This is a genomic window from Pollutimonas subterranea, from assembly GCF_002849655.1.
Taxonomy (GTDB): Bacteria; Pseudomonadota; Gammaproteobacteria; order Burkholderiales; family Burkholderiaceae_B; genus Pollutimonas; species Pollutimonas subterranea.
In genome coordinates this window covers 93,109-117,405 of record NZ_PDNW01000003.1, presented here as the reverse complement: position 1 = coordinate 117,405, position 24,297 = coordinate 93,109, and the positions used below count along the sequence as shown (strand labels likewise).

At 58.2% G+C, this 24,297-nt stretch carries 25 protein-coding genes; 10 read left to right on the top strand and 15 right to left on the bottom strand.

What is annotated here, in order from left to right:
• Position 1: 1 nt before the first annotated feature.
• The 8 genes from CR159_RS04880 to CR159_RS04845 all read right to left on the bottom strand — a co-directional run bounded on the left by CR159_RS04880 (position 2) and on the right by CR159_RS04845 (position 7,147).
• Entirely contained in the window at positions 2-559 is a 558-nt protein-coding gene (locus tag CR159_RS04880; RefSeq protein WP_001162010.1) for a recombinase family protein, read from the bottom strand.
• Between the two features lie 130 nt (positions 560-689).
• Positions 690-2,177 (bottom strand): efflux transporter outer membrane subunit, encoded by a 1,488-nt coding sequence (locus CR159_RS04875; RefSeq protein WP_048607676.1) that lies wholly within the window; start codon positions 2,175-2,177, stop codon positions 690-692.
• Positions 2,164-2,637 carry a cytochrome c gene (locus tag CR159_RS04870; protein WP_003056106.1) on the bottom strand — a complete coding sequence of 158 codons (474 nt, stop codon included), beginning with the start codon at positions 2,635-2,637 and terminating at the stop codon, positions 2,164-2,166. Before CR159_RS04870 ends, CR159_RS04875 begins: the two co-directional genes overlap by 14 nt.
• Before the next feature lie 28 nt (positions 2,638-2,665).
• Entirely contained in the window at positions 2,666-3,376 is a 711-nt protein-coding gene (locus CR159_RS04865; RefSeq protein ID WP_048607673.1) for an ABC transporter ATP-binding protein, read from the bottom strand.
• Positions 3,377-3,380: 4 nt separating this feature from the next.
• Entirely contained in the window at positions 3,381-4,583 is a 1,203-nt protein-coding gene (locus tag CR159_RS04860; protein ID WP_094197185.1) for an ABC transporter permease, read from the bottom strand.
• On the bottom strand, positions 4,580-5,731 hold the full coding sequence (locus CR159_RS04855; RefSeq protein ID WP_003056109.1) for an efflux RND transporter periplasmic adaptor subunit: 1,152 nt from the start codon (positions 5,729-5,731) through the stop codon (positions 4,580-4,582). The genes CR159_RS04860 and CR159_RS04855 overlap by 4 nt, the downstream gene beginning before the upstream one ends.
• A complete protein-coding gene (locus CR159_RS04850) occupies positions 5,728-6,336 on the bottom strand; it encodes a TetR/AcrR family transcriptional regulator (protein WP_004393990.1) in 609 nt (202 codons plus the stop codon). The genes CR159_RS04855 and CR159_RS04850 overlap by 4 nt, the downstream gene beginning before the upstream one ends.
• 115 nt (positions 6,337-6,451) lie before the next feature.
• Positions 6,452-7,147: an MFS transporter gene (locus tag CR159_RS04845; protein WP_233208174.1), complete on the bottom strand. Its 696-nt coding sequence runs from the start codon at positions 7,145-7,147 to the stop codon at positions 6,452-6,454.
• A 124-nt stretch (positions 7,148-7,271) separates the two neighbouring features.
• Between CR159_RS04845 and CR159_RS04840 the strand changes: the two genes are divergently transcribed.
• Together CR159_RS04840 and CR159_RS04835 are read left to right on the top strand one after the other, a co-directional pair.
• Positions 7,272-8,486, top strand: a complete 1,215-nt coding sequence (locus tag CR159_RS04840) for a PQQ-dependent sugar dehydrogenase (protein ID WP_102072885.1) — start codon at positions 7,272-7,274, stop codon at positions 8,484-8,486.
• Between the two features lie 361 nt (positions 8,487-8,847).
• Positions 8,848-9,654, top strand: coding sequence for a DUF72 domain-containing protein (locus tag CR159_RS04835; RefSeq protein WP_102072884.1), 807 nt, complete (start codon positions 8,848-8,850; stop codon positions 9,652-9,654).
• Between the two features lie 27 nt (positions 9,655-9,681).
• Here the strand turns inward: CR159_RS04835 and CR159_RS04830 are convergent, their stop codons facing one another.
• Both CR159_RS04830 and CR159_RS04825 read right to left on the bottom strand, forming a co-directional pair.
• The gene (locus CR159_RS04830) at positions 9,682-10,455 is read right to left on the bottom strand and encodes a DUF72 domain-containing protein (RefSeq protein WP_102072883.1); all 774 of its coding nucleotides are present in this window, start codon (positions 10,453-10,455) and stop codon (positions 9,682-9,684) included.
• Positions 10,456-10,541: 86 nt separating this feature from the next.
• Positions 10,542-11,480 (bottom strand): LysR family transcriptional regulator, encoded by a 939-nt coding sequence (locus CR159_RS04825; protein ID WP_102072882.1) that lies wholly within the window; start codon positions 11,478-11,480, stop codon positions 10,542-10,544.
• Between the two features lie 187 nt (positions 11,481-11,667).
• On the opposite strand from CR159_RS04825, the gene CR159_RS04820 reads away from it, so the two are divergent.
• The 4 genes from CR159_RS04820 to CR159_RS04805 all read left to right on the top strand — a co-directional run bounded on the left by CR159_RS04820 (position 11,668) and on the right by CR159_RS04805 (position 15,506).
• Entirely contained in the window at positions 11,668-12,246 is a 579-nt protein-coding gene (locus CR159_RS04820; protein WP_102072881.1) for a YceI family protein, read from the top strand.
• Positions 12,247-12,308: 62 nt separating this feature from the next.
• Positions 12,309-13,295 (top strand): glutathione S-transferase family protein, encoded by a 987-nt coding sequence (locus CR159_RS04815; protein WP_102072880.1) that lies wholly within the window; start codon positions 12,309-12,311, stop codon positions 13,293-13,295.
• 10 nt (positions 13,296-13,305) lie between these two features.
• Positions 13,306-14,532 carry an alpha-hydroxy-acid oxidizing protein gene (locus CR159_RS04810; RefSeq protein ID WP_102072879.1) on the top strand — a complete coding sequence of 409 codons (1,227 nt, stop codon included), beginning with the start codon at positions 13,306-13,308 and terminating at the stop codon, positions 14,530-14,532.
• A 20-nt stretch (positions 14,533-14,552) separates the two neighbouring features.
• Positions 14,553-15,506, top strand: a complete 954-nt coding sequence (locus CR159_RS04805) for a rhodanese-like domain-containing protein (RefSeq protein WP_102073065.1) — start codon at positions 14,553-14,555, stop codon at positions 15,504-15,506.
• Positions 15,507-15,546: 40 nt separating this feature from the next.
• Here CR159_RS04805 and CR159_RS04800 read toward each other — a convergent pair whose 3' ends face one another.
• On the bottom strand, positions 15,547-17,046 hold the full coding sequence (locus tag CR159_RS04800; protein WP_102072878.1) for a catalase: 1,500 nt from the start codon (positions 17,044-17,046) through the stop codon (positions 15,547-15,549).
• A gap of 68 nt (positions 17,047-17,114) precedes the next feature.
• On the bottom strand, positions 17,115-18,119 hold the full coding sequence (locus CR159_RS04795) for a zinc-dependent alcohol dehydrogenase family protein (protein WP_102072877.1): 1,005 nt from the start codon (positions 18,117-18,119) through the stop codon (positions 17,115-17,117).
• Between the two features lie 99 nt (positions 18,120-18,218).
• On the opposite strand from CR159_RS04795, the gene CR159_RS22205 reads away from it, so the two are divergent.
• Entirely contained in the window at positions 18,219-18,428 is a 210-nt protein-coding gene (locus tag CR159_RS22205) for a type 2 periplasmic-binding domain-containing protein (protein ID WP_369406245.1), read from the top strand.
• 394 nt (positions 18,429-18,822) lie between these two features.
• Positions 18,823-19,173 (top strand): putative quinol monooxygenase, encoded by a 351-nt coding sequence (locus CR159_RS04785; protein ID WP_233208173.1) that lies wholly within the window; start codon positions 18,823-18,825, stop codon positions 19,171-19,173.
• Positions 19,174-19,181: 8 nt separating this feature from the next.
• On the opposite strand, the gene CR159_RS04780 is transcribed toward CR159_RS04785, so the two are convergent.
• From CR159_RS04780 to CR159_RS04770, 3 genes are all read right to left on the bottom strand, one after another.
• A complete protein-coding gene (locus CR159_RS04780; RefSeq protein ID WP_102072875.1) occupies positions 19,182-19,838 on the bottom strand; it encodes a DsbA family oxidoreductase in 657 nt (218 codons plus the stop codon).
• A 52-nt stretch (positions 19,839-19,890) separates the two neighbouring features.
• Positions 19,891-20,940: an NAD(P)-dependent alcohol dehydrogenase gene (locus tag CR159_RS04775; RefSeq protein WP_102072874.1), complete on the bottom strand. Its 1,050-nt coding sequence runs from the start codon at positions 20,938-20,940 to the stop codon at positions 19,891-19,893.
• 96 nt (positions 20,941-21,036) lie between these two features.
• Positions 21,037-21,195, bottom strand: a complete 159-nt coding sequence (locus CR159_RS04770; RefSeq protein ID WP_199173240.1) for a hypothetical protein — start codon at positions 21,193-21,195, stop codon at positions 21,037-21,039.
• Between the two features lie 220 nt (positions 21,196-21,415).
• Between CR159_RS04770 and CR159_RS04765 the strand changes: the two genes are divergently transcribed.
• Together CR159_RS04765 and CR159_RS04760 are read left to right on the top strand one after the other, a co-directional pair.
• A complete protein-coding gene (locus tag CR159_RS04765) occupies positions 21,416-22,309 on the top strand; it encodes a LysR family transcriptional regulator (protein ID WP_102072873.1) in 894 nt (297 codons plus the stop codon).
• Positions 22,310-22,450: 141 nt separating this feature from the next.
• Positions 22,451-24,289 carry an ABC transporter ATP-binding protein gene (locus CR159_RS04760; RefSeq protein WP_102072872.1) on the top strand — a complete coding sequence of 613 codons (1,839 nt, stop codon included), beginning with the start codon at positions 22,451-22,453 and terminating at the stop codon, positions 24,287-24,289.
• Positions 24,290-24,297 lie beyond the last annotated feature (8 nt).

The following is a 24,297-nucleotide window of genomic DNA, read 5'->3' as shown; positions in this document are numbered from 1 at the left end:
GTCAGTCTTCCCGCAGGTACTGGTACAAGGTTTCGCGGCTGATGCCGAAGTCACGGGCCACCAAGGTTTTTTGGTCGCCTGCCGCAACTCGCCGTTTCAACTCGGCAATTTGTTCGCTGTTCAGCGATTTCTTTCGTCCCCGGTAGGCACCGCGCTGCTTGGCCAGCACGATTCCCTCGCGCTGACGTTCGCGGATCAGGGCGCGCTCGAACTCAGCAAAGGCTCCCATGACCGACAGCATCAGATTGGCCATCGGTGAGTCCTCGCCGGTGAACGTCAGCCCTTCTTTGACGAACTCCATGCGCACGCCCCGTTGTGTCAGCCCTTGGACGATGCGGCGCAGGTCATCAAGGTTGCGTGCCAACCTGTCCATGCTATGCACCACCACGGTGTCGCCCTCGCGGACGAAGGCCAGCAGCCTTTCAAGTTCGGGACGTTGTGTGTCCTTGCCTGAAGCCTTATCGGTGAATACCTTGCCGACTTCTATTTGTTCCAGTTGTCGATCAGGATTCTGGTCGAAGCTGCTGACGCGGACGTAGCCGATACGTTGACCTTGCAAGATGCCTCCAAAGGTAAAAATGTCAGGATGAAATCTATTACCCTTGGCTGAATGTGTCAATAAATATAAATTCACACTCTACTCTGACGTTGTTTGTGCTCAACATCTGACATCAGGTTAGGGCATAGCCTTAACTGACACCACCTCCCAGGGCCTGATATAAAGCAACACTATCGACTAGGCGTTGTGCCTGGGCCGCAATCATATTGATCCGGATTGACTGTGCCTGTTGCTGCGCGATGAGCAGTTGCAGGTAGCTGGCCGCGCCCAGCCGGTATTGCCGCTCGACCGACTGCAAGGAGGCCTGTGCAGCCATATCAGCGGCAGCGAGGGCAGTCAAAGTTTGTGCATCGCTTTCCACCGCGCGCAGGGTGTCGGCGACGTTACGCAAAGACTCCAATACGACGCTCTGGTAATTGGCTGCGGCGGCATCAAAAGCGGCGAGCGCCGCTCTTTTTTCAGCGGGTAGCCCTGGATTAAAAAGAGGCTGGGTGAGCTGCGCAACCAGGCCCCACACTGCCGAGCCACCACCGAACAGGGCACCGGTGGTCAGCGCTTGAGAGCCAAGGTTGGCGCTCAGGTTGATCTGTGGGTAGAGCTTGGCGACAGCCACACCATAGTCTGCATTGGCCGCATGCAACAGCGCCTCTGACGCCTGGATATCCGGTCGGCGGCGCACCAGTTCTGAGGGCACGACGAGCGGCATCTCGACGGGCAGAGTGAAATCGGCCAGAGTGAAGGCCGGGATGCCACCCGTGCCTGGGGCACGACCGGCTAGCACCGCCAGTAGATGTTCGGTTTGTTGCAGTTGTTTACGCAGCGCAGGCAGTTCTGCCCGCGTTTGCTCCGCCTGAGCTTGTAGGCTCAACGCTTCATCAGGTGAGGCCTGACCGATACGCACGCGTTCATGGGCTAGGCGCAGTTGCTCATCCTGCACGCGCAAAATGGCAGTAGTGGCTTCTAGTTGCGCGGCGAGGCGTGCTCGGGTAATGGCAGCGGTTGCCATGTTGCCGGCAAGGGCCAGGCGCGCAGCATTCAGTTCGAAGCGACGGTAGTCGGCGCGAGCAGCCAAGGCTTCGAGTGCGCGCCGGTTGCCGCCAGCCAGATCGAGGTTGTAATGCACGCCAACGCTGGCGTTGTAGAGGCTGAATTGACGTGCGTCTCCGCTCAACCCTTGGCTACTGGGACTCATTTGCTGGCGCTGAGATCCCAGTGCGACATCTACCTGTGGATATTGCGTCGAGCCCGCCTGTGCGGCAAGAAGCTCCTGCGCCTGTCGCAAATTGGCGCTGATGCTCGCCAGCGTCGGGCTGACATGGAAAGCTTCGTTGATCAGTCCGTCGAGTGCGGATGAACCCAAGCTTTGCCACCATTGCGTTTCGATCGGAAGCCCTTCGACTAGACGTTGTGTTTCGCCGAACTGCGTGGGAGCGGACGCGGTTCTATCAGCCACCGGTGTTGCAGTGTAGCGAGCCACATCGGGTGCGGTGGGACGCTGAAAATCAGGGCCGGCGGCGCAGCCGGCCAGACCGGCGGTGACCAGACCAGCTACCAGGTAAGTTGCCGCAAGCCGTCTTTTGAGGCTGATGGGGCGCTGGCATGTTTTAGCGTGCTCCATAAAAATGCTCCACGAAAGGTTTACGGAAAGCTTGGTGGCAGCCCAAGCAGCTTTCCTGCACGTGGGCGAATGATTGGATCACCGCCTTGCCGTCGCTGCTCGCAGCAGCCAGCTTCATGGCCAGCGCCGCCTCGTGAGTCTGCGCGTCAAAGTTTCTGAACTTGGTCGCATCAGCGCCGAGGTAAGCAAGGATGCGCATTTTTTCAGTAAGCGGTGGCTCGGGGTGTGCAGCAACTTTTGGGGCGAGCTGAACGACCTGAACCCATTCCTCCTGCGAAATCGCACCGGTAATAGCCTGCATGTTGCGCCCGAGTTCCTGCATGATCTTGCGTAGCGCCAGTGGCTCAACCTGGGTAGCGTCACCAGCCCAAGCTGGCAACTGAAAACCCCATAAAAGCAGGCAGGCCGTAACGGTCAGGGTGATAGTTCCAAATGCGTGGCTGTGTTTGCGGTGGGTCATGAAATTCTCCTGTAATTCAATCGTTCTCTCATTCGAACTCCCGCCCTTCACCAGCTTCCTCATGGGTCACACCGTCGCGGATGTGGTAGATGCGCTTGAAAGTGGGGATGATCTTTTCGTCATGGGTGACGACGATGATGGCGGTCTCGAACTTCCGAGCCATGTCGTTGAGGATGCGAATCACCGCCATGGCACGCACGCTGTCGAGAGGTGCGGTGGGTTCATCCGCCAGGATCACCGGTGGGCGGTTAACCAATCCGCGCGCGATGGCAACCCGTTGCTGCTCGCCACCGGAGAGTTGCGATGGCATGGCGTGAACTCGGTGTTGCACATCAAGCGCCGTAAGCAATTCCAATGCCTTCGCTCGCGCCTCTGCATTCGCGACGCCTGCAAGCATCGGCAGCAGGGCCACGTTGTCGGTGACATCGAGAAACGGAATCAGGTACGGCGATTGGAAGACAAAACCAATTTTGTCGCGCCGCAAGGCGCGCAGATCACGAACTTGCCAACCGCCGTCGTATATCACTTCATTACCCAGCGTCATGCGGCCGTCGCTCGGATCGATCACCGCACCCAGGCATTTAAGCAGCGTGCTCTTGCCCGAGCCGGAAGGGCCGACCAATCCGACCACCTCACCTGGTGCAACCTGCATATTCACGTCCTTCAACGCGTAGACAGCCGTGTCACCTTTGCCAAAGCGTTTGCTTAGGCCTTCGATGCGGATTCCTTTTCCAATCATGGGGTCACCCTATCGCTTCGGCCGGATCGACCTTGAGTGCCATGCGAATGGCGACGATGCTGGCCAGCACGCAAATCACGAGCACGGCAAAAAAACCGGTCACGGAATCCATTGGCGTGAGCAGCACATATTTGGGGAACAGGGGGGCTGAGAAAGTGGCGGTGATCTTGCCGACCACGAAGCCAATCACCCCCAAGGCGAGCGCCTGCTGCATGATCATCGCGGCGATAGTTCGGTTGCGTGTGCCGATGAGCTTCAATACCGCGATCTCGCGGATTTTGTCCATCGTCAGCGAGTAGATGATGAAAGCGACGATGGCCGCGCTAACGATGGCCAGAATCACCAAGAACATGCCTATCTGTTTGGCCGACGTGGCGATCAACTTGCCGACGAGGATGTCTTCCATCTGTGCCCGTGTGTAGACCGTCAAACGCTTCCAGCGTCGGATGGATTCGGCAACCTCGTCCGGCGCATGACCAGGTTTCAGAGTGACCAGCACTGCATTGACGAACGCGTTGGTGCTCTGTGAAGCAATCACGGCATCCAGCAAACCAGGAACACCGGGTCGATTGAAGGCCGGGTTGGCTTCGGTGCGACGCCGGCTTTGCCAAATGGCGTCGTTGTCCTTGAGGAACTGAGCCTCTTGGGCATCCTTGAGCGGAATGAATACCATCGGGTCGCCGCTGGACGACACCATGCGCCGTGTCAGCCCCACGACGGTGTAATGATTTCGGCGAATGGCAAGACGATCTCCCAGTTTGAAGCCGGTGGCGATGTCGGCTACCGCCTCGTAGTGACCGCGCGTGATCTGGCGTCCAGCGACGAGATAAGGAGGCCATCCGGGTGTAGCCCCCAACGCACCGGGCGCGATGCCGACCACCATGGTGCGTACATCACTCTCGCCCTTGCGTACCTGCATGGTCAGGTAGGTCACGTTCGCTGCCTGTGAGACTCCCGGCATGGCGAGAATGGCGCGATACACGTCATCGTTGAGGCTGGACGACTCCGCATAAGGACCCAGAGTATCCTTTTGCACCACCCAAAGGTCAGCGCCACTGTTGTCGAGCAACGCCTTGCCGTCGTCCACCATGCCTCGGTACACCCCAGCCATGACCAGGGTGACGCCGATCAGCAGACCCAGACCGATGCCGGTGAAGACGAATTTTCCCCAGGCATGGAGAATGTCGCGGCCGGCCAGGCTGATCATCGTGACACTCCTGGGATATGGTCGACCACATGGATGCGGCTGCGCGCCGTCAGTGCCTTTTCGCTATAGGTCACAACCTGGTCCCCATTCTTGAGCCCTTCGCGCACCTGCACGTAACCATTGAGGTCGGAAGTGCCGAGCTTGACCGGGGAGAAATGCAGATCACCATCCACGATTTGCCAGACACCAACTTTGTCGCCCTCACGCTGGACGGCAGCGTTGGGGATCAGTGGAGCGGCCGGGAGCGCCGGCAAGTCAACCGTGACTTCGGCCAGTTCACCCACCGGTGGCAAAGGTTCTGGTTTGTTATCGAATGTCACCTTGGCAAGCGTTTCCTCGGTTACCGCGTCGGCCTTGGGTTCCACCCGCAGCACGCGACCTTTCAAGGTCTGGCCACCACGCGAACGCAGGACGATAAGAGTCGGCAACCCCCCAGCCAGCCCCGATGCGCTGATCTGGTCGAAGCGCGCATTGATCCACAAACTCTTGGGGTCGATCACTTCCACCACGGCCTGGCCCGCGACGATGGTCGTGCCGGGATCGGCATCGCGCACGGCGACTACACCGTCGACCGGCGCGATCAGGCGCAGATTGCTCCGCTGCGCGACGAGTCCTTCGCGGTCGGAGCGTGCCCGGACAATATCTTCCCGAGCGGCAGATAAGGCGGCATCGGCGATCTGCAGTTCCTGCCGCTTGGTGGTGACGATTTCCTCGCTGGTCGAGCGCACCGCAAACAATTGCTCGTAGCGGCGCGCCTGGGTTTGCGCGTAGGCTTGCCGGGCTTCTGCCTCGCGCAAAGCCGCTTCCGCACGCTTGAATGCCGACTCCTGTGAGCGCACCCGATCATCGAGGTCGACCGGCTCCATCTCGCCGAGCACCTGTCCGGCCTTGACCTGGTCGCCTACATGCACCTCCAGGCGTTTGACGCGCCCGGCAAACGTCGGCCCGATCTTGTAGGTGTAGCGCGCCTCCACCGTGCCGATGCCGAACAGCGCCGGTGTGATAGCCCGTGATTCCACGCTTGCCACCGTCACAGCGACCGGGGCGAGCGGCCCTGATCGCAGACCGACATAAATAAAAAGCACCAGCAAAGGAATGATGACGGCAAGCAGCGCCAGGGTGCGGCCTTGCAAGGGTAACTTTTTCATTGCGCACTCCTTATGCCACGCCGATAAATTGCAAAGACGCGCGGCGCATCGCGGTGCATACGTCCCACATCACCCGCCAACAGCGATTGCATGACCAAGCCCTGGATCGTGCCAATGAACAGCGTTGCCGCCGCCTCGTTGTCAAGCGAGGGAGACAACTCGCCGCTGGCCTTGCCTTTCTCGATGAGACGATGCAAACGTTCGCCGTAGCGCTGAATCAAGGTTTGCACCATGCGCTTGGCCGGTGTCGATTCGGCACGCTGAAGCTCACCAAACATCATTCTTGGCACGCCTGGGTGCTCAGCTACGAATTCGATATGACTCATGAACATCGCCTCCATGGCTGCCAAGGGCGACTCGATTCCTTGTGCGGATCGATCGATTCTGGCTAATAGGCGCTCTGCTACCCACTCCATGACCGCCTGCCAAATGGCTTCCTTGTTCGGGAAGTGCCGAAACAGCGCACCCTGGGTCAAGTTCATGTGTTTAGCGATAGCCGCAGTGGTTATCTCGCTTGGGTTTTGTGAACCGGCAAGCGCCACGACGGACTCGACAGTTACGGCACGACGTTCATCGGCCGGCAGATGCTTTGGATGGGTGTCCACGAGCACTCCTTGTAAGATAGTAATTGATTACTATCTTACCACAAGAGGCAACTCAAACAAGAGAAAACCCGACGTACTCGTCAATATCTAGCGTCTGCAATGGGCTTAACGTGCTTTATTTTCCGTTTTCTGAGACGTCCCCAATAACGCCTTCACCGGGCTCGGATTGAACTCCGGGCCGCCCGACCTGGTTCGGCACCGTCTGCGCGGGTTGAATATGGACCAACGTAGCGGCCGCGCATAACGCCAATATCAGAAAGCCGCTGGACACCAGCAACAAAGCGGGCGTACCCAGCGGCGCCGCGAGCACTGAAGCCAGCCAGGGGCCAAAAATGGCGCCCAAGGTCCCGCCCACGGCAATCAACGCAAAGAACCGCTTGCTCTGCTCCAACGAGAACCGGTCGGACATCAGCGCCCAGAAAACCATGGAGGAAAATAGATTGAAAACGCTGAACCAGACATAGAATACCTGGCCGGAGATCACACCAATGGCTTCAGGCGAGAGCGCAATCAACAGGTAAAACACCAGCAGGCTGGACGCGAAGAACACATACGTGATGGAAATAAACACCATCCGGCGAAAACGGCTGACCAACATCCCGAATATCGGATTCACCAGCAGCGTCACGAGCGCTGTACCGACGAACAGCCACCTGACGGCGTCGAGCCCGCCCTGCATGCCCAGTGCTTCGCGCGCGGGCCGCAGCATCATCAGCGCCGTCAGGACACAAAAGAAAAACACCATTGCCAAGCTCACCGGCAGGACTTCCGTCCGGCGCACGTTGAGCATGCCTTGTAATGTCATAGCCATGTGCCGCCCTCTTATCTTCAATGCCAGTCGCAACCAGCCGCCATGTGTCTTAACAACGTGATATGGTTTCAAAAGCAAGGCAAACAGCGGGCCTCTTCAATCATTCAGACCCCGGAGACCATCGATGACGCTACCTTACACTACCCCATCCAAAAACACCCTTTCCCCCAGCGGCGGGCAGCCAGGCAGCCAAAAGCTGCGCAGCCTTCTTGTCGCGGCTGTACTGCCCCTGCTCGCCTGGCAAGCTCAAGCGCAAGCCCAGGCGACTCAACGCTTTCCTAGCGAGAAGGGGGAAATCGTCGTCACCGAGCTGCTCACCGGCCTGGACCATCCCTGGTCCATCGCCTTCCTGCCGGATGACGCGGGCGCATTGATCACGGAAAAATCCGGCGATCTACGGCTATGGAAAAACGATGCCGGCTTGTCGGAGCCGATCAGCGGCGTGCCCGACGTTTATGCACGATCACAGGGCGGTTTGCTCGATGTCGTCCTGGCACCCGATTTTGCCCAAAACAGGCGTGTGTACCTGTCATATGCGGAAAAAGGCGATGACGGGAAAGCGGGCACGGCCGTAGGCTACGGGGTTTTGTCTGCCGACGGGCGCAAGCTGGAAAACTTTACCGTCATCTTCCGGCAAACGCCCAAACTGTCCAACGGCGCGCATTTCGGATCGCGCCTCGTGTTTGACCGGCAAGGCTATTTGTTCATTGCCCTGGGCGAGAATAATCAACGCTCCACCTCGCAAGACCTGGACAAGCTGCAAGGCAAACTCGTTCGCCTGCACCCCGACGGTCGTGTGCCGGACGACAATCCATTTGTGGGAAATGCGCAGGCGCGACCCGAAATCTGGTCATACGGACACCGCAACCAGCAGGGAGCAGCGCTCAATCCCTCGACCGGCAAGCTCTGGACGCACGAGCATGGCGCACGTGGCGGGGATGAAATCAACATCCCGGAAGCCGGCAAGAACTACGGCTGGCCGCTGGCAACCCATGGCGTGGATTACAGCGGCTCCGCCATACCGGAAGCGAAAGGTGCCCACGTTGACGGGACGGAACAGCCCATCCACTACTGGAAAGTATCGCCCGCCATATCGGGCATGGCGTTCTACGACGCAAGGCGCTATCCTGCCTGGCAGCAGTCGCTATTCATCGGGGCGCTGAAGGATAAAGCATTGATACGGCTTGAACTGGATGGCGATAAAGTCGTGCACGAAGAGCGGCTGCTCGGGCCGCTAAACGATCGCATTCGCGACGTGCGTGTCGGCCCCGACGGCTATGTATACGTATTGACCGACGCGTCGCGAGGCCGGCTTCTGAAGATAGGCTTGAAGGAATAAGCCGGCAAGCGTCCCACAACATGCCCAATAAGGTCCATGGCGGGCCGCCGGAAAACCCCGTCAGCCTTGCATGCGTTGTTGTCGCCGCCTTTTGCTTTTATTCTTCGATGGTGCTGCCGGCAGAGCATTCCGCCTAAGCAATTCAATGCGCATCCGTTCCTGCGTCGCGGCTCGCCTTGCGCGGCTTTTTACAATGAACCGGGCCATAATAAAGGTTACTGCGAATGCCACTACAAGTATGATGCCGCTGGCCAAACTTATCAATTTACAACTCCCGCCGGGGTTTACGGCACTACGGGGGCGTCTGCCCGATGTTCAGCGATTTTAGCGCGGTTTTCTGACCTGCCTACGGAGAACGATTATGGCCACAAAGGATAGCGGAACTATCGGGGTCGGCATCGGTGGATGGACCTACGAGCCATGGCGAGGCGCCTTCTATCCTGAGAAGCACCCGCAAAAACGCGAACTCGAATACGCCAGCCGACAGCTCACTTCGATAGAAATCAACAGCACCTTCTACGGCGCGCAGAAGCCGGAAAGCTTCGCAAAGTGGCATGAGCAAACGCCCGAGACTTTCGTTTTCTCTGTAAAAGCGCCGCGCTATGCCACTCACCGAAAGGTATTGGCCGACGCTGGAGAATCCATAGAACGCTTCCTGACAGGGGGCTTGACCGAACTGAAACACAAGCTCGGTCCGATCAACTGGCAATTTTCCCCCAGTAAAGTTTTCGACGCCGACGACATTGAGGCGTTCTTCAAGCTGCTTCCGCAAAAGGTCGATGGCTTTTTGCTGCGACACGTGGTCGAAGCCCGTAACGATAGCTTTCGAACACCGGAGTTCATTGCACTGGCTCGGCAGTATGGCATCGCCGTGGTGATAGCTGTTGACTCGAAATATCCGCTGATCGCGGACGCCACCGCGCCTTTCGTCTATGTCCGGTTGATGGGCACACAAGAAGGCGAACCACTTGGCTATCCCGCGGCCACCCTGAAATCATGGTCGCAGCGTGCAAAGGACTGGGCCAGGGGTGCAGCGCCGGATGGTCTGGATCAGCTTGCGCCGGCCATGCCTGGCACCGAAAAGCGCGATGTCTATCTATATGTGATCGGCGGACACAAGGTGTCTAATCCTGCCGCCGCCATGTCACTGATCAAGTCCATTGCTTGAACGATCGCCGGGCATACGGCCATCCATTCACGAAGCCCGGCCCATCGCCTTCAACCGTTCCATCAAGGTCAGCGCATTGGGTATTGCTTCGCCTTGCGCGGTATTGTCGAATATGCACCACACCTGGCGCTGCGAACGGCGCGCCTCGGCAATCTGCAGGGCTACGGCGTCGATGAATGCATCGCTATACGACGAGTAATAAATATGAGGCGCGCCATGCAGCCGAACATAGAGGGCATGAGGATCGCCGCGCGGCTCAACGTCGGCGACCGGAAGCGGGTGCGCCTGGACGCAGGCGATACCTGCATCTCTCATCAGATCCGCGGCCGCCGGCGTAAACCAGCTCACATGACGTGGTTCGCAGACTACCCGCGCGCTGGTAAGACCATGCACCGTGGAGAAAAAGTCCAGTGCTTCTGAAGCGTTCATCGCCAGACTGGGCGGAAGCTGCAACAGCAGGCACCCCAGTTTATCGCCCAGCGCGGAGACCTGATCCACGAACGTCCGAAAGGTGTCTTCCGCCGCCCGCAGCCTGAGCTCATGCGAGATGCTGCGTGGCAGCTTGACAGAAAACCGGAACCCGTCGGGTACGCTCGCCGCCCAGCGCGCATAGGTCTTGGCCTGATGTGGGCGATAGAACGAAGAGTTGATCTCCACCGACGAAAACACCTGGGCGTACCGTTCAAGATGACTGCCCTCGGAGGGGAAATGCGATGCTACTTTAGAGGACAGGCCCCAGCCCGCGCACCCTACATACTCCGATAGAGCGCCGGAATGGTTCGCTTCCCAAGGCTTGCTCATAGCTTTATTCATCTCCATGTAAATTTTCATTGGGCGATACACGTACCCTGACACCGATCACGGTCACCGCACAACCGTCGCCGGAATCACCGTTCACAAGCCGCGCACACCTTCAAGGCCTCGTTATTCTGCGCGCGGGTATGCTCGACCAAATAGTCCAGGAACACACGGGATCGTTGCGGAATGAACTTTCGGCTTGGCAGTGCCGCATACATCGCAAGCCGACCCGTAGTCCATGGACTAAGCACCCGAACCAGTTCTCCACGGGTAAGGTAAGGCGCCACGATATCCAGCGATATCGATGTAATGCCGGCACCATCCAGTGCAGCGCGCAGCAAGGTGTCGGTATGGTTTGCAATAACGACAGGGTCGACGTTCATCTCGAGCACATGATCCGGGTGTTGACCTGACCACATGCGCCACGCCCGCAGGGGACCATCGGGTCCTTTAAGTCGCAGGCAGGCATGCTGTGCCAAGTCCTCAGGCGCCTTGGGCGAGCCCCTATGTTTCACATACGCCGGCGACGCCACCAGGATGACTTCGGATTCAATGACCTTACGGGCGACGATATCAGCGTCGAAGCTTGCATCGGTGCCGAGCAAAGTAATGTCGAAGTCCTCGATAGGCGGGTCTCTGTGTGCCTCGACGTCAATGTCAACCACAATGCCAGGATGACGGCGGCGAAACTCCGCCAGCAAAGGAGCGATCACATAGCTTGCCAGGGCCGGCTGTGTATGCACACGCAAGCGGCCGGCAAGCTCATTGGTATGTGCACTGGCGACTGCATCGGCTTCGTCGACGTCCTGCAGAATTTGACGGACACGAACCAGATAGGCCTCGCCCGCTTCCGTCAGCGAAACGCGCCGGGTAGTTCGCTGAAACAGTCGCGTACCGAGATAGGCCTCGAGTTCGGCAATTAGACGCGTCACTACGGGAGGCGACATATCCATGGCGCGCGCTGCGGCCGCAAAGCCGTTTTCCTCCGCTACCCGTTCAAAGATTTGCATTGCAACCAAACGATCCATGGACTCCTCCTGAAAACCACACTATTCCATATATAGGAATTGTATATGTCCAGTATATCCATTTATTCATTTGAATGGAACGACTAAAGTTGCTCCGTCGACGAGATCACTAGATAAACAGCTCGCCGAATTGGCGACACATGTTTCAGACGATCCAGTCCAACTTAGTTCATAAAGGATATACATCATGACCCGCACTCAAGTTTCCGCTGTCGCCCTCGCTTTCTCCGCCCTGTTCGCCGGACAAGCGATGGCCGCGCCGCAGACCTATGTTCTGGACCCCACCCATTCATTCCCGCGCTTCTCGTATGACCACATGGGCATGTCCACGCAGATCCTGCGCTTCAACAAAACCACGGGCTCGGTCGTGCTCGATAAACAGGCAAAGCAAGCCCGTGTTGATGTCACCATCGACATGACGTCGATCGATACGGGTTTCGAGATGTTCGACGATCACATTCAGGGCGCTGACTTCCTGGACACTGCCACATACCCGACGGCCACCTTCACATCAACCAAGGTGGTTTTTGAGGACGGCAAGCCCGCAAGCATCGAAGGTGACCTGACGATCAAAGGCATTACCAAGCCGGTCACCCTTGCCGTAACCTCCTTTTTCAACGGCGCACATCCTATGCTAAAGAAGGACGCCATCGGTGCCAATGCGACCACGGTCATTAAACGCAGCGAATTCAATGCCGGCAAGTTTGCACCCGGTGTGGGTGACGACGTAACGCTGGACATCGCCCTCGAAGCAATCACGGAGTAAGCTGGCACGAGGTAACTGTATCGCGTTCCCATGTGGGGATGCCACCAGGAAAAGGAAGCAATATGGGACTTCTCATAGACGGAAAATGGCATGAACAGTGGTATGACACGGCAAGCACGGGCGGCCGCTTCGTACGCAACGACGCACAGTTTCGCAACTGGATTACGCCAGACGGCAGCGCCGGTGCTAGCGGTGGCGAGGGATTCAGGGCCGAGCCCGGCCGCTATCACCTTTATGTCTCGCTGGCCTGCCCTTGGGCAAACCGCGTATTGATCCTGCGAGCCTTGAAAGGCCTGGAGCACATGATCAGTGTGTCCGTCGTCAACCCTTATATGGGCAAGCACGGCTGGACCTTCGAGCCCGCGCCCGGCGTGGTGGCCGATCCGGTGGGCCAAGCCCGATACCTGTATGAGGTCTACCTGCGCGCGCAGCCCCAATACAGCGGGCGCGTGACGGTGCCTGTCCTCTGGGACCTGGAACGCAACACCATCGTCAGCAATGAGTCGTCCGAAATCATTCGCATGCTCAACTCGGCATTCGATGGCATCTGTGCCAGCGGAGGCGATTACGCCCCTGTGGAACTGCTGCCGCAGATCGATGCCATCAATGCTGAAATCTATGATGCCGTCAACAACGGCGTGTACAAGGTCGGATTTGCGACCGACCAAGACGTCTATGAGCAGGAGGTCGGCAAGCTGTTTGCCTATCTCGACAAGCTGGAAACCAGGCTGGGGCGGCAACGCTATCTGTTGGGCGACCAGGTCACCGAGGCTGACTGGCGCCTGTTCACCACGCTAATCCGCTTTGACGCCGTTTACCACGGCCATTTCAAGTGCAACCTGAGACGCCTGGCCGATTATGAGAACCTGTGGAGTTACACGCGCGAACTCTATCAATGGCGCGGCATTGCGGCGACGGTGAATTTCGACCATATCAAGCAGCACTACTACCGCAGCCACGACAGCATCAATCCCAACGGCATCGTTCCGCTGGGCCCCATACTGGACTTGGAAGGCACACCAACCCGCAAGCCTCACGAAATTACCTAGGAGAAGTACCATGAACGACTCTGCGAACGATCTGATTTCCGCTACTGTATCCGAGCCTGCGAACCGTACACGCCGTGATATGTTCCGGCTGGCCGGGGCGGGTTTTGCGACCGCTGCGCTGTCGGCTTCGGGCTTGGCACGCGCCCAGGTAAAGGAAGAAGCGGGTACCGAGTCGATGATGATCGAGCGCAAAGGGATCAACAAAGACCTTCGCGTATTCAATATCGATCTCCTGGAAGAGGAAGCCAAGCAGAAGTACGGGCACGGCACCTATGTGTTTGTCTCCCACGGTTCAGGTGACCAGTGGACCTTGCGCGAGAACCGCCGCGCTTTTGGCGACTACGTCTTCACCCCTCACCGGATGCAAGGTATCGTGCGCGAGAAGATCGATACTTCGGTGACGCTGCTGGGCGAGAAACTTCCCCACCCGGTTATTGTGACGCCATTCGGCAGCCATGGACTGCACCACCCCGCCGGTGAAGTCGCCACCGCCGAAGGCGCAGCCCGCTCCGGCGCCCTGTTGACCGTATCAAGCGCTTCCACGCGCAGCATGGAAGACATTGCCAAAGCCTCGGCAGGACCGAAATGGTTTCAAATGTATTTGACGGTCGATGCGGGCCAATCCAAGGAAGTGCTCCTGCGTGCACGCGACGCCGGCTTCAAGGCCATCGTTTTCACGGTGGATGCCATCGGCCAAGGCTCGTCCGATGAATACATGCGCCTGGGCAACCCCCGGCCATGGCTGCCCTATGGCAATTTCCCCACTGGCAATCCCAATGCGTTCAAGACGAACCTGACTTGGGATGACCTGGAATTCATCGGCGCCACCACTGGCCTGCCGGTCATCGTAAAGGGCGTGACCCGGCCGGAAGATGCGGTTGCAGCCGTGAAGGCGGGTGCGGCCGCCATCCAGGTTTCCAACCATGGTGGCCGGGCCTTGGACGGCACGCCCGCGGCAATTACCGTTTTGCCTGAAATCGCTCAAGCACTGCAAGGCGACGTGCCCATCATCATGGACAGCGGCATCCGCCGCGGCACCGATATCGTGAAAGCACTGGCGCTGGGCGCGAATGCCGTTGCGATCGGCCGTCCATTGATGTACGGCCTGACCGCGGGTGGCGCGGGCGGTGTGAATGGCGTAATGGAATTCATGAACCGCGAATTGATCAATACCGTGCTGCATAGCGGCGTCGACAGCATCGGCAAATTGAACGAAAGCCACGTGCGGCGCGCCTAAGCTTATCGAAGCACGCCATGATGCAATCCATACTGCAACTCATTGAGGAACACGGCCTTGTTGTTGTGTTCCTCAACGTGCTTGTCGAGCAGGCAGGTGCGCCCGTGCCGGCCTACCCCATCCTGGTCGTTGCGGGCGCGCTGCTCGATACCAGCGGCTATTCCGCGTTCGCCTTGCTGGGCGTTGCCGTCTTCGGCGCGTTGCTTGCGGACTTCGGCTGGTACCTGGCCGGTCGGCGTTATGGCCGCAAAATGCTGTCGACGCTATGCCGCATTTCCCTGTCGCCTGACTCATGCGTCAGGCAGACGGAATCCATTTACTTGCGCTGGGGGCCGCCATCGCTGATGGTGGCCAAGTTCATTCCTGGATTTGCCTCCATCGCCAGTGTGCTGGCAGGCGCCGTCGGAACCCCGAAAAGAAGCTTCTTGCTGTTCGACGTCATAGGCGCGGCGCTCTGGGCCGGGTCAGCCATCTATCTGGGATCCCTGTTCAGTACGGCGGTCGACGAGCTGCTGGATATACTGATCAGCCTTGGCATGCTGGGTGGGCTGCTGCTGAGCATCGCGCTTCTGTTGTTCGTGGCGAACAAGTGGTGGCAGCGCAAACGCTTCGTCAAATTCCTGTGCATGGAACGGGTCACCCCCTATGAATTGCACGGCATGCTGGAATCGGGCGACCATGCCATCGTCGTCGATGTACGATCGGCGCTTGCACAGGCGCAAGGCCGCATTCCAGGCGCGATCTCCCTTACCGCCAGCGATATCGCAATAAATATGGGACCTGCCGATGAAGTCATCGTGTACTGCGATTGCCCCAACGACGCATCGGCGGCCATGGTTGCAAAACAGTTGATGCAACAAGGCTATGGCAGGGTTCGACCGCTGGCCGGTGGCATCGAGGCCTGGGTGGCGGCGGGATATCCAATCGAATTCGATATCGATCCGGACACCGCCGCTACGGCAACCAAGGCATGATCAAACCTTCCGACCAGCGTTACATTGAACGTCGGCGAGCTTAGGCTTCGCTCATTCCGGCTGCCGGCTCGGACGCCTTGCCCGAACGTACCTTTTCTTCTATGCGCCGGCCCACATCGGGATCGATGCTCTTCCAGTACTCAAACGCGCGCTCGAGTACCGGGCTGCGCACACCACCCAGCAAACTGCCGGCAACAGTTTCAATCAGGCGATCCCGTTGCTCGTCGTTATACACCTGTCGGACCAATGTGCCGGGTTGGCCAAAATCGTCATCCTCGGCATGCAGGGTGTAGGCGCTGCGCACCATATCGCTATCGGTTTCCCAGCCATCTTCCACTTTTCCGGTTTCGTCGGCCCAGCTGCGCCCTTGCGAGTTCGGTGCATAGACCGGCTGGTTGCCACTGTGCTCGTACGTCATTTGCCCGTCGAACATATAAGTGTTGACAGGAACTTTGGGCTTGTTGACGGGTAATTGGTGGAAATTAGTGCCTATGCGGTTGCGCTGCGCATCGTTATAGGCAAAGGCGCGCCCCAGCAGCATCTTGTCGGGCGACAGTCCAATGCCAGGAACGATGGCGCCGGGCGAAAAGGCGGCCTGCTCGATTTCGGCAAAGAAGTTCTCGGGATTGCGATTGAGCGTCATCGTGCCCACTTCAATCAACGGATAATCTTTGTGTGACCAGGTCTTGGTCAGGTCAAAGGGATTGAAGCGATAGGCCTTGGCGTCGCCGTAGGGCATCACCTGTACCGACAGCGTCCAGCTTGGATGCTCGCCGTTCTCGATGGCCTCGAACAGGTCTCGACGGTGATAGTCGGCATCCATCCCGGCCATTTCCTTGGCCTGGCCATTATTGAAAAACTCCATGCCCTGGTGGGTATGGAAATGATACTTGACCCAGAATTTCTCGCCTTTCGCATTGACCCACATAAAGGTGTGTGAGCCATAGCCGTTCATGTGGCGCCAGGTACGAGGCAGGCCGCGATCGCCCATGAGATAGGTGACCTGATGGGCGGATTCGGGATTATTGGTCCAGAAGTCCCACTGCATGTGGTTGTCACGCAGGCCCGAGTCTGGCAAGCGCTTCTGGCTGCGGATGAAGTGCGGAAACTTCATCGGATCGCGCACGAAGAAAATAGGCGTGTTATTGCCGACGAGGTCGTAATTGCCTTCTTCCGTGTAGAACTTGAGCGAGAAGCCGCGAACGTCGCGCCAAGTGTCCGGGCTGCCCGACTCACCCGCTACCGTCGAAAACCGCGCCAGCATTTCGGTTCTACAGCCCTTCTGGAACAAAGCGGCCTTGGTGTAGGCGGAGACATCCGCCGTGGTCTCGAATACGCCAAATGCACCCGCTCCTTTGGCATGCGGCTGGCGTTCCGGTACCTTCTCGCGATTGAAGTGCGCCATTTGTTCAAGAAAGTGAACGTCGTGAAGCAAAATAGGCCCATTGGGGCCCATCGTCAGCGAATTACGGTCGCTGGGCGCAGGCGCGCCGGACCCCGTGGTTGAACCGTGAGCAGCCTTGTCGTTCGAATTAGCCATAGCGCATTCTCCTTGAGCGATAACAATCTTTCGTGGAAACTGTACGTCGACAGAACCTATCAGACTTACTATACATGAGCCGCTGGTGAAGTCGTCAACACGACTTTTCCAAACTGCTGGCTGGACTCCAGGTATCGATGCGCATCGACCACCTCATCCAATGAAAATGTCCTGTCGATATGCGGCCGTAACATGCCTGATGCGATACCTTGCGCAATAAAGTGCTGGGCACGCGCGAGGCTGTCGATGTTTTTCGTCACTTCTGTATAGACGTAGCCGCGAAACGCCAGGCTTTTTCTCAAGGCAAGCTTCAACGGAAAGGGTGTGTCTTCAGGGCTGAGCGCGCCGTGAATGACAATTCGCCCTTTCGGCACCATGGCCTGGGCAAGATCGACTACCTGTGGCCCGCCCACGGCATCAAAGGCGCAATTGAGCATGCCGCCGGTGTATTCCTGCAGGCGCTGTCCCAACGGTTCTTCCTGCGTCGCGATGACCGCATAGGCTCCGGCCTCCATCAACGCATCGCGCGTGACGCTCGTTAATGTGGTGGCAATCGGTCGGGCACCCGCCTGCAGGGCGATCTGGATGGCGGCGAGCCCCACGCTGCTGGAGGCCGCCGAAATGACGACCCAGTCACCCGCCGTCAACCTGCCGGCTTCGATGAGGCCGCCATAGGCGGTCAAATAGGCCATCCACAGCCCCGCCGCTTGAGCGCTCGTCAACCCTTGCGGCTGCGGCAACACATGGGCTTGCGGAATGACGGCATGATCGGCATAAGTACCGTACTTGCTGAGATCAAAGCCAGGCAGGACGCCCACGGCGTCGCCGACGCGCACGCCTTCAACACCGGAACCCAAGGCAAGCACGGTTCCCGATGCTTCGAAGCCCATCTGGGAAGGAAATGTGGCCTTTTCCAGATAGCGTCCTGTTCGGAACATGACATCGGCGCGGTTCAGGCCAATGGCCTCGACGTTGATGAGCACCTCGCCAGCACCGGGCTCGGGGACTTCCCGCTCTTCCAGCCGAAGCACATCAGGCCCACCCAGCGAGTGGAAGCGAACGACACGCGACATCAGAGTTCTCCCGTCATTAATCGGCGATCTTGATCACGATTTTACCGAACGCGCCTTTGGATAAATGCTCATAGGCTTGATCTGGCCGTTCGTATCGGTGTGCTGCCTGACTCTTCAGAGCTCATCGCGCGCCGCTTGGGGGAGCAACGCCTGGTTTTATATGCGCTTCGCGGCGTGCCCGCCACCGTTACGGATCTGCGCAACCATGACTGCGTCACGGGTTGGCGCCATGGTCATCGGCCCGCCTGGTTGTTGAAAAATGAGCAGGGGAAATTGAACCGCAAGAGATCCGATCCCGACATGAGTTGACCGATGGCGATGCCTTGCTTCATGCATGCCTTGTCGGCAGCGGCTTGGCCCAGTTACCGACGTAGCTGGCCGATGACGCCCTACGCAGCGGAGTGCTTACACAAGTTCTTTCCGAGATATCGGGCGGCGTGATGCCGATTCATGTCATTTGGCAAAAGACTTGGCATCTACAGCCAAAAGTGCGGATCGCGGTCGATGAGCTGGTCCAGCTCACCACCCCCAATCATTCTGTATTCAATCCTGCCCGTGCCGGCATGTAATGCCTGTTTTCCGCCCTATTCTGGCAGGCAGATGAGCTGCAACCTGTACGAATATCGGCGATTACGCCTCTTCCTATACTATATGCGTAGACAAACTTACAGGCGCATGCATTCTGCAGCGGATCGCTCATTCCATGAAGACACAGTCCAACAAAATCCATCCCGATACGCACGACATCATGCTCGAAGCCTTGATTGTCCAGTTCCATATCAAACCGGAGTTCGTAGAACAATTTGAATCGGCCATAAAGCAAAACGCAGTCACCTCCCTCAACGAAGAGCCCGGCTGCAAATTCTTCGATGTGTGCCGCGACCCTGCAGATCCTACCGTCTTCTTCCTGTATGAACTCTACGACAATCAAGAAGCGATCCAGGCCCATATGCGCTCGCGCCATTTCCTGGAATTCAGCGAACAGACCAAAGATTGGGTAGCGCAGAAAACCGTACATGCGATGCGGCGCTCTGTCGGGGGCATGCTTCCTTAGTGTAGGCCTCAACCCCCTGCTTGAAGGCCTGCCACCCCACGCAGTGCGCGCTCGAATGTGTCGGGCGCTTGTCCGCCCTGTATAAGATGCCGATCATTCATGATGACCGCTGGTACGGAATTAATTCCCTGCTCCATATAGAACCGCTCGCGCTCACGCACCTCGGCAGCGTACTCGTCGGAATCAAGAATTTCGCGGGCGCGCTTGGCATCGAGCCCCGACTCGACACACAGCCTGGCCAACACATCATGATCGCTGGGATTCTCGCCGTCAGTGAAATAGGCCTTCAGAAGCGCATGCTTCAGTTCCAGTTGATGCCCTTCAAGACCGGCCCAGTGCAGGAGTCGATGCGCGTCAAACGTGTTGTACGTTCGCGTGCGTTTGTCCATGTTGAACGTGAAGCCTACCTCGCGCCCTCGCGCGGTGATGGCCTCGCCATTGCGTCGCACCTGTTCAGGCGTCAGCCCATACTTGCGCGAGAGCCGCTCCACCGTGTCCTGGCCGTTAGCCGGCATATCCGGATTCAGCTCGAAAGGCTGAAAATGAATCTCGGCCTCCAGCTCGCCATCGAGGCGAGCCAGCGCGCGCTCCAGCGAAGCGAGGCCCACGGCGCACCATGGGCAGGAAACGTCAGAGACGAAATCAATCTTGATACGAGCAGTCATGCTCAACTCCTGTATAGAGAATAAAAACGGCGCAATCCCAGACACGGGCACGTCAGAGAGCAAGTGAGGCGCTATCGATGACAAAGCGGTACTTCACATCGCCTTTGAGCATGCGTTCGTAGGCCTGGTTGATTTGATCGGCGCGTATCATTTCGATATCCGCCACGATGCCGTGTTCGGCACAGAAATCCAGCATCTCTTGCGTCTCGGGAATGCCGCCAATCATCGATCCGGCCAGGCTGCGCCGTTTCGTGATCAGGCTGAACACCTGGGGCGAAGGATGCGGCGTGGCCGGCGCGCCGACCAGGGCCATCGTGCCGTCACGCTTGAGCAGCGCGAAGAAGGCATCCAGATCGTGCGGCACGGCGACGGTATTGAGGATGAAATCAAGGCTATTCGCCTGCGCGACCATTTCTTCCGGATTGCGCGATACGACCACTTCGTCGGCCCCGAGGGCCTTGGCCGCCTCGCGCTTGGATTCAGACGTCGTAAAAGCCACCACGTGCCCACCCATGGCGTGCGCCAGCTTGATGCCCATGTGACCCAGGCCGCCGATGCCCACCACACCCACCTTCTTTCCTGGCCCTACTTTCCAATGGCGCAGGGGCGAATAAGTAGTAATGCCGGCGCACAGCAGCGGCGCCACGGCGGCCAGTTGTGCCTCGGGGTGGCGGATACGCAGCACGTAGCGTTGGTGCACGACGATCTGTTGGGAGTAGCCGCCCAGCGTGTGGCCGGGTGCGTCCGGTGTCGGACCGTTGTAGGTGCCGACCATATGGTCGCAGTAGTTCTCCAGTCCTTCGTCGCAGTCCTCGCAGTGCTTGCAGCTATCGACGATACAACCGACGCCGACAAGGTCGCCCGACTTGAAGTCCTTCACATGTTCGCCAACCGCCGCGACGCGCCCCACGATCTCGTGACCGGGAACACACGGAAACAAGGTTCCGGCCCACTCTTCGCGCACCTGATGCAGGTCGGAATGACACACGCCGCAGTACGCGATTTCGATTTGTACATCGTGCTCGCCCGGCGTACGCCGGGTGATGTCCATGGACTCAAGGGGTTGATCGCCCGCTTGGGCGCCGTAGGCTTTGATGGTCATGGTGACTACTCCTATATAGACCGGAAACTGATTTTCGAAAACTACGACCCAGGTACTGCTCAAGGTCACGGCATCTCTTCTTGCTCTGCAGATAGCTCAGGCTGTTTGTGGCACTTGCGAACGTGAGGTCAGAAAGGCCAGTAAGGCCGCGAGCATCAACACGACCGCCCTCGCCACCAAGGTCGCGCGATAACTGCTCCCGTCGAACAGCATACCGCCAATGGTTGAGCCCAGCGCAATGGAGAGTTCAATCATGGCCACCATCAGACCGCCGCCCGCTTCGGCGTCGTTGGGTAGCGATTTATAGGCGTATCGCCTGCGGAAGTCTCGGAAACGTGAACACTCATGAAATGCTGTTTATGCGAGGTGTTGAATTGAGGACGAATTGCTTGATGATCGCGCATCAATCTTGAGCCATTAAGGACCGGTTGAATAGTGGGTGCAATCTTGATGCTGTTGTGAGAAAATTTCAAGAATGAAACCTAACAAAGTCAGTGACCTGCAAGCCTTCATCGCCGTGGCTCGAGACCAGAGCTTTACAAAAGCGGCTGCCAGGCTGGGCCTTACCCCTTCCGCCCTCAGTCATACTATGAAGGCACTCGAGGAGCGGCTTGGCGTGCGCCTGCTCGCGCGCACCACCCGCAATGTGGCCCCTACCGAAGCAGGCGAACGACTGATGCGTTCGGTCGCGCCGCTATTCGACCAGATTGCCTCGGAAGTCGAATCTCTGAGCGAGTTACGAGACAAACCAGCGGGAACAATCCGCATCACGTGTACTGATGATCAAATCGAACTGTGCTTACGTCCAATGCTGGCGGAGTTTCTGAAAGCCTATCCCGATATAACATTGGAGTTCTACGTTGACTACGGGTTCACCAATGTGGTCGAAGAGCGATTTGACGCCGGCATACGCCTGGGTGAGGCGATCAGCAAAGACATGATCGCCGCCCGCATCGGACCCGATTGGCGTTTGGCCGTGGTGGGATCCCCTGCTTACTTTGACCGAAATCCGCCTCCGAAAACACCCTATGATCTGACCAAACATGCCTGTGTCAACATTCGGTACCGTCCCTCCGGCTCCATTTACGCATGGCAATTCAAAAAGGATGGCAAGGAATTTACCGTCAAGGTCGAAGGGCAGCTCGTCTTCAACAGCATCATGCACGTCCTCAATGCGGCCGTAGACGGCATCGGCTTAGCCTACGTGCCCGAACAGCTGCTTGCACCGTACCTGGCCGATGGCCGACTTAAAGAAGTCCTGGCCCAGTGGTGTCCCCATTTCCAGGGCTACCATTTATATTATCCAAATAGACGCCAAGCCTCCCCGGCGTTCTCGGCGTTTGTCGAAGCACTGCGGTATCGCGCCTAGTTGCGGATTACTGAATATTCCTCACAGCCGCATCAAGTTCGTGGCGGGTAGTCAAGAATAACCATCCCGCTCTATCATCCTGGATATCACGTGACTCCCGTGCCCCGCCCTTACCGTGTCTAGTACGCTCTCGAAGGCTCTTTGCCCCGCATGTTTGAACGTCTGCTCAATCCTTTTCCGCCCGAGACTCCGTCAGTACCACCCAAGGGCTTGCTGCCGTTCCTGTGGGCATGCACGCATGGTTCACGCCGCTACCTTGCTGTGCTGGCGCTGCTGAGCGCCAGTGTGTCGATCTACGAAGCCTGGCTGTTCGCCTTTCTCGGACAGGTCATCGATTTGCTCTCCGCCTGGCAGATAGGCGAGCCCGCCTCCGCCCACGAGCGCCGGGTGTTGTGGGGCATAGGGCTTGTACTGTTGGCCAGCATCGGCCTGGTGACGTTGCGCACTATGGTGCAGCATCGGGTGCTGGCCATCAACTTGCCGCTACGGTTGCGCTGGAACTTTCATCGCCTGATGCTGCGGCAAAGCCTGTCGTTCTTTGCCGACGAGTTTGCCGGACGTGTCACCACCAAAGTCATGCAGACGGCACTGGCTGTACGCGAAGTATTAATGACCTTCACCGAGATTGTGATTGGCATAGGCGTGTACTTCATCACTATTCTTGCGCTGGCGGGCAGTTTCGACCTGCGCCTGATGCTGCCCTTTATCGGCTGGATTACGCTGTTCGGCCTTGCCATGCTGTATTTCGTGCCGCGCTTGGGCAAGGTGGGCCAGGAGCAGGCGCATGCCCGATCGTCCATGACCGGACGCGTGACCGATGCTTACTCCAACATCACCACTGTCAAGCTGTTCTCGCATACCCAACGCGAGGCGCATTTCGCCCGCGCGGCGATGGAAGACTTCAAGAATACCGGCTATCGTCAGATGCGCCTTGTCAGCCAGTTTGAAATCGTCAACCAGGCGCTGGTGGCTACGTTGATTTCTGCGGCGGGCGGCTATGCCTTGTGGCTATGGCATGGCGGCGAAATTGGCACCGGTGCCGTAGCCGCCGTTATAGCCATGGCATTGCGCGTGAACGGCATGTCGCAGTGGATCATGTGGGAAATGGCGACCCTCTTTGAAAATATCGGCACCGTGCAAGACGGCCTCGCGACCCTCACACGGACCGCCAACGTGAAGGACGCGCCTGGTGCCCCTGCTCTCGAAGTCACGCGCGGCCACGTGGAGTTCGAGCGCGTCCGCTTCAATTACAACGGCGAACGCCAAGTATTCGACAGCCTAAACCTGACTGTTCAGCCCGGAGAAAAGATCGGCCTGGTGGGCCGTTCCGGCGCAGGCAAGTCTACGCTGATCAACCTTTTATTGCGCTTCTACGATCTCGACGGTGGCCAGATCCGCATAGACGGACAGGATATCGCCAAGGTTACGCAGGACAGTCTGCGTAGCGCCATCGGCATGGTCACCCAGGATACTTCACTGCTGCACCGCAGCATCCGCGACAACATTGCCTATGGCCGCCCCGACGCCGACGATACTGCAATCCGCGCCGCCGCCATCGGTGCCCATGCCGATGATTTCATCCAGCAGCTAACCGATTCCGAACAGCGCCGCGGCTATGACACGCTGGTCGGCGAGCGCGGTGTCAAGCTTTCCGGCGGCCAGCGTCAACGCATCGCCATTGCCCGGGTGATGCTGAAGAATGCGCCCATCCTGCTGCTGGATGAAGCCACCAGCGCCCTGGACTCGGAAGTGGAGGCGGCCATACAGGAAAGCCTCTACGAAATGATGGAGGGCAAGACCGTGATCGCCATCGCTCACCGGCTATCCACCATCGCCGCCATGGACCGCCTCGTGGTCATGGACCACGGATGTATCATCGAACAAGGCAGTCACGCCGAACTGCTGGCGAAAAATGGTACCTATGCACGACTGTGGCGCCATCAGAGCGGCGGATTTTTGGGCAACGAAGCCTCGTACTGACATCCAAT